Below are 8985 nucleotides of genomic sequence, written 5' to 3' on the forward strand. Positions count from 1 at the left end.
AATGTCTCGCGCACCGTCGAGGGGGCCGCACCAACGCGCGCCGCAATCGACTTGTGGCCAAGACCTTCCGCAAATCTGTATCTCAGAATCTCGCGGACACGCCGCATCTTTAGTCTCTCCGCTGGCATCGCGTTCCTTCCTCTCAGGCAACTGAAAGGAGGAACGTCTCACCAGCAGGACACCCCGACAAACAGCCCCAATCAGGGGGCGGCATCATCTCGGAACAAGGGGGCGGTTAATTCTCGGAATTGGGGGGCGGCATCATTTCGGAATGCGGGGGCGGATTGCCTCGGAATCCGCACGCAATCAGCTCCTGAGCATCTCAACTCAACTTAGCAACCAAATCCGCGGCCTGATGAAGACATTCGGTCTTATTATCCCCAAAGGAACGGGTCGGGTGTTTGATGGCAATGTCAGAGAGCTTTTGGCTGGGAATGATGACCTTGCAAGGATCATATTGCCCCTGCTTGAGGCATGGCGCGACATTCGCAAGCGCGCGGCCGATCTTGATCGCCAGTTGCTCGCAGTGGCACGGCAGAGCCAGGCTACGAAGCTTCTGATGACGATCCCAGGCATCGGTGCCGTCACGGCGGTGTCCTACGTCGCAGCGATCGAAGATCCAGAAAACTTCCGCACGTCGCGCTCGGTTGGCGCCTGGCTCGGGCTGACAACGCGGCGCTACCAGTCGGGTGGGGTCGACTATAACGGCCATATTTCGCGAAGAGGTGACAACCATCTGCGGGGGCTGCTTTATGAAGCGGCGACAGTGCTTCTCACGAGCGCCAGTGCCAGAACCGAGAGCAGCCTAAAGAGCTGGGGGCTTAAGCTGCGTGAGCGGTTGGGCTTCAAGCGCGCTGCGGTGGCAGTTGCCCGGAAGCTTGCGGTCATCATGCACAGCATGCTCAGGACAGGAGAAGTCTTCAACGCATCGGCTGGCGCCACCGCATAAGCGACACGCCAGCCTTCTTCCCTCAGCGCGTCAAACCTGATTTGAGGCACTGAGCGTCCCTGCTGCGGACGTGGGTTGGATCATTCCGCTACGAGTGGCTGCAGCTCGTTGAGACTGCGCGCTACACATAGGAAGGTCCTGCCTGCGAAGCCCATTGTGCGGCGACATTTGTCGACCGCGAAGACAACCCTGCTCCCAGCACCGGATAGCTCCAAAGGACATGGCCGCTGAGCGCCGATCCACCAATCGCTTTACTCCGCGTTGCCGACCCGCAACCTGGCAAGGTCGCCAAATGCCTAAACCACCTTGACGACTGGAATGCGATTAGATAACCACTCTGAATTCTTCGTTGTTAATCTGCGATTTGAGAAGCTGCCGACAGAAGCTCTTCGGGATTGAGCGCCTGGCACACATTTCGCCCCTCGTCTTCGACCTCCGTGAAGCTCCAACGCACCACACTTTCTCGATCGAGCAAGAAGTGACCGACAAGCTGCATGTGTCCGGCGAGGCTCCCCTGCCGATCGGCTTCCGTAAATTCGTACCGGTCCTTTTTGTTGAGAAGATCGCCTGCTATGGGCGGGGCCATTGGTTCCGGCAACTCTCCCGGTCGATCGACCCGCATTGCCATGACCACGTCCATTCCAACCTTATATGGCCAGTCGGTCTCATTGTGCGTGAACTCGAGGACGGGCAAGCCGAAGGCGCGATGCAAAGCCCGTTCCGGGTCGGATGCCGCAAGAAGATTGGGTATCGGTTGGTAACGGAAATAGAGTCGCGCGCGTTCTACCGGGGTGCTTACAACGACCAGGGATTCGATGCCTTTCTCGCGCAGCGACGAGCTGAGCTGAGCCATAGCTGCGACATGGCGACGGCAGAACGGACAGTGCAGGCCCCGAAACAGACCGATCAATAGCGGGCTGCGGCCGCGAAAGTCATCAAGTGCGATCTTCCCTTCGCGTGAGATTGCATCCAGCACAAAGTTCGGAGCTTGGTCGCCCGGTTGCAACAGATGTTCGACATGGCACACAGACATAAACAACCTCCTCGCCGCGGGGATCAGAAAGGCACCACGACAAGTGCTTTGAAGTCGAGCCCGCATTGGGCGCTGTCGAGGTCGAGATTAAGCGTTGCAGGCCTGACCTCTCGTCTTGGCGAACCGCCAGGATCGATCCTGAGAATGGCCCCACATTGGCCGACGAGCAAGCGCTAAACAGCAAAACTGGTCTAGCTCTGCGGGGCGCCTGTTGGACGGCGGTGAGGGCGGCCAGATCTCCACATGAACGGCCCGCCGCCGCCAGCGAAGTCCATCACCGTCCTTTATGCAATGCTTACATCGGGTGCCCGTCCATCCAATCGAAAAAGTATGCCCGCACCGATAATCTTAGCGGGTGCGGTCGATCATCTGGCCGCTTGAACAGTCATGCAGTTTTGCTGGAAGGATGAGGCGATGTACGGTCGCTGGTGGTTATATTACGTCGCGGTGCAATCGCGTCAGGCGGCTCAAGCGCAATCATCTGGGCACACCGATAAGCACGAGGTTGCCTTCGATCGCGCAGACGATTGCTGGATCTTCGCCAGGCTTGCACTCGTTCTTGCGGTCTTCTTCGCCGGGCTGGCTTGCATTCTTTGGGTCGCAAGCTGATCGCTGGGTTTCGTCCAAGGGCGACGACGGCAACCCATGATGCTCGACAATTTCGCTGGCCAAGCCGCGATCCTCAGTCTCTGGGTAACGCCGTTGCCACAACGATCATCGGTCAGCGTCCCCATCCGTCGCAAGCAGTCAGTGGTGGATTTAGCCACAGCATTTGGTAGCAGCATTCGCTGGCCCGCAGCAGGCCGTCTCTTGGGCTTGCTTGGCCAGCCACCGGTCACGCGGCCTGCAGCTTGCCGCGCGGGCAACGAGTTCAACCTGCACCACACCGTTGCTGATGACCGGGACCGAGGCGCAATAGAGCTGCATCGGCTGCACGCCATCGCTTACTTCAAAGGTCAGCTTCGCCGAGCCATCAAGCTTCACATGTTCGGAAACCTTGCGAATGATGGCGACGAACTTGCCGGCCGGCATGTGGGTGCGGTCGCCCTCCTCGATATCCCAGAGCTGAACGAAGATCTCCGCCCACGTTTCGGGGTTGGCTCCGCAGTCGAATGCCGAAAACTGTCCGGCCTTGACCTCGGTGACATGGTAGCCCGGCTTCACCAACCGACCGTCGTAGCGGAACGCCAGAGGGAGATCCGGAGATGCCGCCAGGGCCTCAAGCAGAAGGCCGAGGCTGATATCTGAAGACAGGGCCTTGTCGATCACATTCATATGAGATACTCCTTGTTTCAACATTTCAAGGAATATTGAATTATGGATGAACGTCAAGCCCTTGCTTCGTTCGGCGCGCTATCTCAGGAGACCCGCCTCCAGATCGTCCGCATGCTTGTCGTTGCCGGCCCCGATGGCATGGCCGCCGGGACGATTGCGGAGAAGCTCGAACTATCGCCCTCGAACATTTCCTTCCATCTGAAGGAGCTGGACCGGGCGGGTCTTGTCAGCCAGCAGCGCGAAGCCCGCTCGATCATCTACACCGCCAATTACGATGCGCTCGGCGGTCTCGTACGCTTCCTGATGGAAGACTGCTGCGCCGGCCATCCGGAAATCTGTGCGCCGGCTGCGGAAGTCACTGCCTGCTGCCCGCCCGGCAAGGGAAAAATTCAATGAACGTCCTGATCTGGTCCGGGACCTGAGGCCATGACATCTTTTCCGCTCTCCCGTCGCCTTGCCTCGGAGGCGTTGGGCACAGCTCTTCTGGTCGCGACCGTGGTCGGCTCGGGCATCATGGCGGACAGACTGACGTCGGATCCGGCGCTTTCACTCCTCGCCAATACGCTGGCAACGGGGGCGATCCTTGTGGTGCTGATCACCATCCTGGGGCCGATTTCCGGCGCTCACTTCAATCCGGTCGTATCGCTGGTTCTTGCGCTCCGCCGCGCGCTGCCTGCCTCTTCGGTGCAGGCCTATATCGGTGCAAAAATCCTTGGCGGCGTTGCCGGAACGCTGCTCGCGCATGCCATGTTCGGACTGCCTCTACTGCAGGTCTCGACCATCATCCGCACCGGCAGCGCGCAGTGGCTGGCCGAAGTGACTGCCACGTTCGGCCTCGTCTTCGTCATCCTCGCCGGTCTGCGCTTTCGCGCCGATGCGGTGGCATGGCTGGTCGGCCTCTATATCACGGCGGCCTACTGGTTCACCGCTTCGACCTCATTCGCCAATCCTGTGGTCGCTATCGCCCGCTCGCTGACGAACACTTTTTCCCGCATCCGCCCGGTCGATCTGCCGGGTTTTATTGTCGCAGAAATCCTCGGCGCATTGCTGGCGCTGTTGCTGGCGAGTTGGCTGCTGATGGAAGCTCGCAATCCTCAATCACTGACTGAAACGGAACCTGCGCCATGACAATCGACGTCACGATCTATCACAATCCGAAATGCGGCACCTCGCGTAATACGCTGGCAATGATCCGCAATGCGGGCATCGAACCTGTGGTCGTCGAATACCTAAAAGATCCGCCGAGCCGTGAACAACTCTTAAAGATGATCGCGGATGCAGGCCTGACCGTCCGTGCCGCGATCCGCGAGAAAGATACGCCCTACGCCGAACTCGGACTCGACAACCCTGACCTGACCGATGACGAGTTGCTCGATGCCATGTTGAAAGACCCGATCCTGATAAGCCGTCCCTTCGTCATCAGCCCGCTGGGCACGCGCCTCGCCCGGCCTTCGGAGGTCGTCCTGGATATCCTGCCCGGCACCCACAAAGGTCCGTTCGCCAAGGAAGACGGGCAGCAGGTTCTCGATGCCCAAGGTAAACGCCTTGTCTGAACGCGTGCCGCTTCTGGCCGTGCTGGCGCTCGGTGTGACACAGATCATCGGCTACGGCACCCTCTATTACAGTTTCAGCATTCTTGCTCCCGATATGGCCGCGCAGTTTGCCTGGTCGAAGGAATGGGTCTTCGGCGCTCTCTCTGCGGCGCTTCTGGTCGGCGGCCTAACGGCTCCGTGGTTGGGAGCGCTGTTTGACCGGATCGGCGCCGGCCGGGTGATGACTACGGGCTCGTTTATTGCTGCCCTCTCTCTGGCCGCCTGCGCTCTCGCGCCCAACAAGGCCGTGTTTGTTGCCGCGCTCATCGCCGTCGAAGTTGCCGCAAACCTTGTTCAGTACGGCGCAGCCTTCGCGCTGCTTGTGCAGATCCGGCCACAGGTTGCATCCCGCAGCATCACCTATCTGACGCTGATTGCCGGTTTTGCCTCGACGATTTTCTGGCCGATCACCGCGGCGCTGAATGCGCATCTTACGTGGCAGAACGTTTATCTGATCTTCGCCGTTCTCAACCTGTCCATCTGCCTGCCGATCCATGCATGGCTGTCGCGCAGCAGGAGCACGCAAAGGACGACGGCGGCATTGGTCGCCGCCCCGCGAGTGGAGGGGATCTTGCCTCCTGCTCGCCGCCGGCTCGGCTTTTCCATCATGGTCAGCGGCTTATCACTGATGTCGCTCGTCAGTTCGGCCACGCTGATGCATCTGGTGCCACTACTGTCCGGACTTGGGCTCGGCGGAGCCGCTGCCCTCGTGGGGACACTCTTCGGCCCATCGCAGGTCAGCAGCCGGCTGATCAACATGGTCTTCGGTAAGAACCTGCCGGCAATCCATCTGGCGGTGATCGCGGCCATGCTGATTCCGGGCGGCGTGTTGGTGCTGCTGTTCACGGCTCCGTCCGTGCCGGGTGCGATGGCTTTCGCCGTGATCTTCGGCATGGGTAATGGCCTGCTGAGCCTCGTCAGCGGTACGCTGCCTCTGCATCTCTTCGGCAGCGACGGTTACGGCAAGCTGCAAGGGAGAATGATGGCAGCGCGGCTGATCCTGTCGGCGCTTGCGCCGTTCGTCCTGGCTTTTGCGATGGAGAACTTCGGCATCACACAGTCGCTCGGCACGGCCGCTGCTTTAGGCGGGCTTTCCATCATCGCGCTACTTTCCATCCCGGCGTTGCGATGATTGCGGTTGGCGCACCGCCGACCGGAAGCCGTGGCCGGTCGCGAGCGCCGGCAACCTGGAGTACTTCTATCGCAGTGACCGTGCGACTAGCGACACTGCAAGTCTATTGCCGACCTTGCCGTCAGCGCTAGGTTTGTGAATCAGACACAGTCGCGCGGATAAGTTGGACCCGCGACCGAACCAAGCTTTCGAATCTCTAGCTCGCTTTGCTGGTGCGCAGCGAGCCCTCTCGAACCAAGTCGGTGTACTGATGCGATAGCGTAGGAGGCGTAGATGGCAATTTCGCGCAAGCAGGCAGAGCGTTTGCTAACGGCGGACGAATGGCAGCTCGTTCAAAAGACTCACCATCCGGCAATGCAGGATTTGTCGGATACAGATCTCTCTGATCTCGCCAAGCGAATCCGTGAAAGGCGCGATCGTGCGCAAAGCGAGGCGAACAGACAGCGCAGGGAAATGAGAGGCAAGGCGCAACCCAAAGGGGCGACACCGGCACGCAAGGATACAGGCACGAGAGGCAAACTCGAAGTTCTGGCCATGGGCGTGCGCAGCGTGAACGCGGAACAGGCCCGCCGGCGTCGAATGCTTGCTAAAATTCAGATGGTCGAGAACATGCGCGCCGCGTTGGCACGAAGGAAAGAAGCGAAAAGCGAGAAGGACGAGTCATTTAACACGCGGCAGGCCCACGCAGGCATGCACTCGATCGAAAGCACAAAGCGCAAAGATCTCATCCGCCCCATGGAGCGCGGTAGACTGCGGAAGGCGAGCGCCGTTTCGCAGGCGAAGCGCGATGCTCGCGGCGCATAGGTTCTGGTTTCGCCAGCTCGTCAGTTTCGGCGGACAACCTTCGAACGGCAAGAATGAAACGAGACCGTGCGGATCGTCGAGATCGGTTGGCGTCAGCGGGTCGGGATCGGCGTATCGCCGCGATAATCGTAGAAGCCGCGCCCGGACTTGCGGCCGAGCCAGCCGGCTTCGACATATTTCACCAGCAGCGGGCAGGGGCGATATTTCGAGTCAGCCAGGCCGTCGTGCAGCACCTGCATGATCGACAGGCAGGTGTCGAGGCCAATGAAATCGGCAAGCTGCAGCGGCCCCATCGGATGATTGGCGCCTAGTTTCATGGCGGTGTCGATGGCGTCGACGGTGCCGACGCCTTCGTAGAGCGTGTAGATGGCTTCGTTGATCATCGGCAACAGGATGCGGTTGACGATGAAGGCCGGGAAATCCTCGGCGACCGTCACCGTTTTCTCCAGCGAGGCGACGAAGTCCTTGGCGGTTGCGAAGGTCACTTCGTCCGTCGCGATGCCGCGAACCAGTTCCACGAGTTTCATGACCGGCACCGGATTCATGAAATGGATGCCCATGAAGTGCTCGGGGCGGTCGGTGGCGGAAGCGAGCCGGGTGATCGAGAGCGAGGACGTGTTGGTGGCAAGGATTGCTTCCGGCTTCAGGACCGGACACACTTGGGCGTAGATCTTGCGCTTGACGTTTTCGTCTTCGGTCGCGGCTTCGATCACGAGATCGGACGCGGCAAGATCGTTGATGTCGGAGGAGCCGGAAATCAGGGCGAGGGTGGCGGAACGCTCTTCGTCCGTCATCTTGCCGCTCGTCACATGGCGGGCGAGGTTGCCGTTGATGGTGGCCAGGCCGTGCTGGACGCGTTCCTCGGAGAGATCGTAGAGCTGGACCTTATAGCCTGCATCTGCCGAAACCTGCGCGATGCCGCAACCCATCTGGCCTGCGCCGATAATGCCAATCGTCTTCAACACCGCGTTCATCTCCAAACCCCCGCTCGGCATGCGCCGCCGCGCTGCCGCATTTTTCTAACAAAACTGCCGGGCAAATGATCGCCCGGCAGAAGTAGTAGCCCTTAAAAAGATAATTTTCCAGTCATTCGCAAGTGCGAAATAAGGGCATCTGCACGCATCAGAGCGCCTTCTGCAGTTCCGGTAGTGCTTCGAAGAGATCGGCGACGAGACCGTAGTCGGCAACCTGGAAGATCGGCGCCTCCTCGTCCTTGTTGATGGCGACGATGACCTTCGAATCCTTCATGCCGGCGAGGTGCTGGATGGCACCCGAGATGCCGCAGGCGATGTAGAGATCAGGAGCGACGACCTTGCCGGTCTGGCCGACCTGCCAGTCGTTCGGGGCGTAGCCGGCATCGACGGCAGCGCGCGAGGCGCCGACGGCAGCCCCGAGCTTGTCGGCGACCGGCAGGATGACTTCCCTGAACTTTTCGGCAGAGCCAAGGGCACGACCACCGGAGATGATGATCTTGGCAGACGTCAGTTCCGGACGGTCGGAGGCCGACAGCGCGTCCCTGACGAAGGTCGACAGTGGCGATGAAGAAAGAGCTGCCGTCGAGATTTCCTCGACGGCAGCAGTTAGGCCTTGGGGAACGGCCTGGGAGAACGAGGCGGTGCGCACGGTGATGACTCGTCTGGTGTCGGTCGCCTGCACCGTCTGGATGGCGTTGCCGGCATAGATCGGCCGCTTGAAGGTGTCAGCCGAAACCACCTCGATGATCTCGGAGACCTGCGCGACATCGAGCAGGGCGGCGACGCGCGGCATGACGTTCTTGCCGGTCGAGGTGGCGGCGGCGATGATCGTATCATAGCTTGCGGCCAGCGAAACGATCAGGGCGGCCAGCGGCTCGGCCAGATTGTTGGCAAGGCTTGCGTCCTCGGCAACCAGCACCTTGGACACGCCCGACAGCTTGGCAGCCTGTTCGGCCGCGGCCTTGGCGCCGGCGCCGGCGACAAGCACGGTCACTTCGCTTCCCTGTTCCTTGGCGATCTGTGTCGCCGCNGTCAGCGTCTTGGCGGTCTGGTCGGAAAGGTGGTTGCCGTCGTGATCAGCCAGAAGAAGAATGGCCATGGATATATCTCCCTTTCTCGAACCTTTAAAGCACGCCGGCTTCGACTTTAAGCTTCTCGACCAGCTCGGCGACCGACTTGACCTTGACGCCCGCCTTGCGGCCGGACGGTTCCTCGGTCTTCAAGAC

At 60.3% G+C, this 8985-nt stretch carries 10 protein-coding genes and 2 pseudogenes; 6 read left to right on the plus strand and 6 right to left on the minus strand.

All coding sequences use genetic code 11. The annotated features are described in order from the left end of the window. Window positions 1-298: 298 nt before the first annotated feature. Window positions 299-949: pseudogene (locus tag RHIBUN_RS34620) on the plus strand (IS110 family transposase); the annotation flags it as partial. 352 nt (window positions 950-1301) lie between these two features. Here RHIBUN_RS34620 and RHIBUN_RS0132370 read toward each other — a convergent pair. The 3 genes from RHIBUN_RS0132370 to RHIBUN_RS0132380 form a co-directional block, all read right to left on the minus strand. Continuing rightward, window positions 1302-1982 (minus strand): peroxiredoxin-like family protein, encoded by a 681-nt coding sequence (locus tag RHIBUN_RS0132370; protein WP_025662814.1) that lies wholly within the window; start codon window positions 1980-1982, stop codon window positions 1302-1304. Between the two features lie 477 nt (window positions 1983-2459). Beyond that, complete coding sequence (locus tag RHIBUN_RS36675) at window positions 2460-2654, minus strand: hypothetical protein (RefSeq protein ID WP_156932799.1); 195 nt, start codon at window positions 2652-2654, stop codon at window positions 2460-2462. Between the two features lie 87 nt (window positions 2655-2741). Continuing rightward, window positions 2742-3257, minus strand: coding sequence for a DUF6428 family protein (locus tag RHIBUN_RS0132380; protein ID WP_025662816.1), 516 nt, complete (start codon window positions 3255-3257; stop codon window positions 2742-2744). Window positions 3258-3299: 42 nt separating this feature from the next. On the opposite strand from RHIBUN_RS0132380, the gene RHIBUN_RS0132385 reads away from it, so the two are divergent. The 5 genes from RHIBUN_RS0132385 (at window position 3300) to RHIBUN_RS0132405 (ending at window position 6785) form a co-directional block, all read left to right on the plus strand. Beyond that, window positions 3300-3653, plus strand: coding sequence for a metalloregulator ArsR/SmtB family transcription factor (locus tag RHIBUN_RS0132385; protein ID WP_025662817.1), 354 nt, complete (start codon window positions 3300-3302; stop codon window positions 3651-3653). Window positions 3654-3683: 30 nt separating this feature from the next. After that, the gene (locus tag RHIBUN_RS0132390) at window positions 3684-4385 is read left to right on the plus strand and encodes an MIP/aquaporin family protein (protein ID WP_025662818.1); all 702 of its coding nucleotides are present in this window, start codon (window positions 3684-3686) and stop codon (window positions 4383-4385) included. Next, window positions 4382-4810: an arsenate reductase (glutaredoxin) gene (gene arsC / locus RHIBUN_RS0132395; RefSeq protein WP_025662819.1), complete on the plus strand. Its 429-nt coding sequence runs from the start codon at window positions 4382-4384 to the stop codon at window positions 4808-4810. The genes RHIBUN_RS0132390 and arsC overlap by 4 nt, the downstream gene beginning before the upstream one ends. Further along, entirely contained in the window at window positions 4785-5981 is a 1197-nt protein-coding gene (gene arsK, locus RHIBUN_RS0132400) for an arsenite efflux MFS transporter ArsK (protein WP_037218250.1), read from the plus strand. The genes arsC and arsK overlap by 26 nt, the downstream gene beginning before the upstream one ends. Window positions 5982-6254: 273 nt before the next feature. Continuing rightward, window positions 6255-6785, plus strand: coding sequence for a hypothetical protein (locus RHIBUN_RS0132405; RefSeq protein ID WP_018857804.1), 531 nt, complete (start codon window positions 6255-6257; stop codon window positions 6783-6785). Between the two features lie 92 nt (window positions 6786-6877). Here the strand turns inward: RHIBUN_RS0132405 and RHIBUN_RS0132410 are convergent, their stop codons facing one another. From RHIBUN_RS0132410 to RHIBUN_RS36165, 3 genes and pseudogenes are all read right to left on the minus strand, one after another. Continuing rightward, window positions 6878-7759: a 3-hydroxybutyryl-CoA dehydrogenase gene (locus tag RHIBUN_RS0132410; protein WP_025662821.1), complete on the minus strand. Its 882-nt coding sequence runs from the start codon at window positions 7757-7759 to the stop codon at window positions 6878-6880. A 148-nt stretch (window positions 7760-7907) separates the two neighbouring features. Further along, on the minus strand, window positions 7908-8858 hold the full coding sequence (locus RHIBUN_RS0132415) for an electron transfer flavoprotein subunit alpha/FixB family protein (protein ID WP_025662822.1): 951 nt from the start codon (window positions 8856-8858) through the stop codon (window positions 7908-7910). Between the two features lie 25 nt (window positions 8859-8883). Beyond that, window positions 8884-8985 (minus strand): annotated as a pseudogene (locus tag RHIBUN_RS36165) (electron transfer flavoprotein subunit beta/FixA family protein); the annotation flags it as partial.

Origin of the sequence: Rhizobium sp. IBUN (assembly GCF_000510625.1) — a bacterium.
In the GTDB taxonomy this organism is placed as follows: Bacteria; Pseudomonadota; Alphaproteobacteria; order Rhizobiales; family Rhizobiaceae; genus Rhizobium; species Rhizobium altiplani.

Excerpts from the sequence above, each read along its gene's own strand:
- RHIBUN_RS0132370 (WP_025662814.1), bottom strand. The coding sequence starts at position 1,982 with ATGTCTGTGTGCCATGTCGAACATCTGTTGCAACCGGGCGACCAAGCT.
- RHIBUN_RS0132380 (WP_025662816.1), bottom strand. The coding sequence starts at position 3,257 with ATGAATGTGATCGACAAGGCCCTGTCTTCAGATATCAGCCTCGGCCTT.
- RHIBUN_RS0132385 (WP_025662817.1), top strand. The coding sequence starts at position 3,300 with ATGGATGAACGTCAAGCCCTTGCTTCGTTCGGCGCGCTATCTCAGGAG.
- RHIBUN_RS0132390 (WP_025662818.1), top strand. The coding sequence starts at position 3,684 with ATGACATCTTTTCCGCTCTCCCGTCGCCTTGCCTCGGAGGCGTTGGGC.
- arsC (WP_025662819.1), top strand. The coding sequence starts at position 4,382 with ATGACAATCGACGTCACGATCTATCACAATCCGAAATGCGGCACCTCG.
- arsK (WP_037218250.1), top strand. The coding sequence starts at position 4,785 with ATGCCCAAGGTAAACGCCTTGTCTGAACGCGTGCCGCTTCTGGCCGTG.
- RHIBUN_RS0132405 (WP_018857804.1), top strand. The coding sequence starts at position 6,255 with ATGGCAATTTCGCGCAAGCAGGCAGAGCGTTTGCTAACGGCGGACGAA.
- RHIBUN_RS0132410 (WP_025662821.1), bottom strand. The coding sequence starts at position 7,759 with ATGAACGCGGTGTTGAAGACGATTGGCATTATCGGCGCAGGCCAGATG.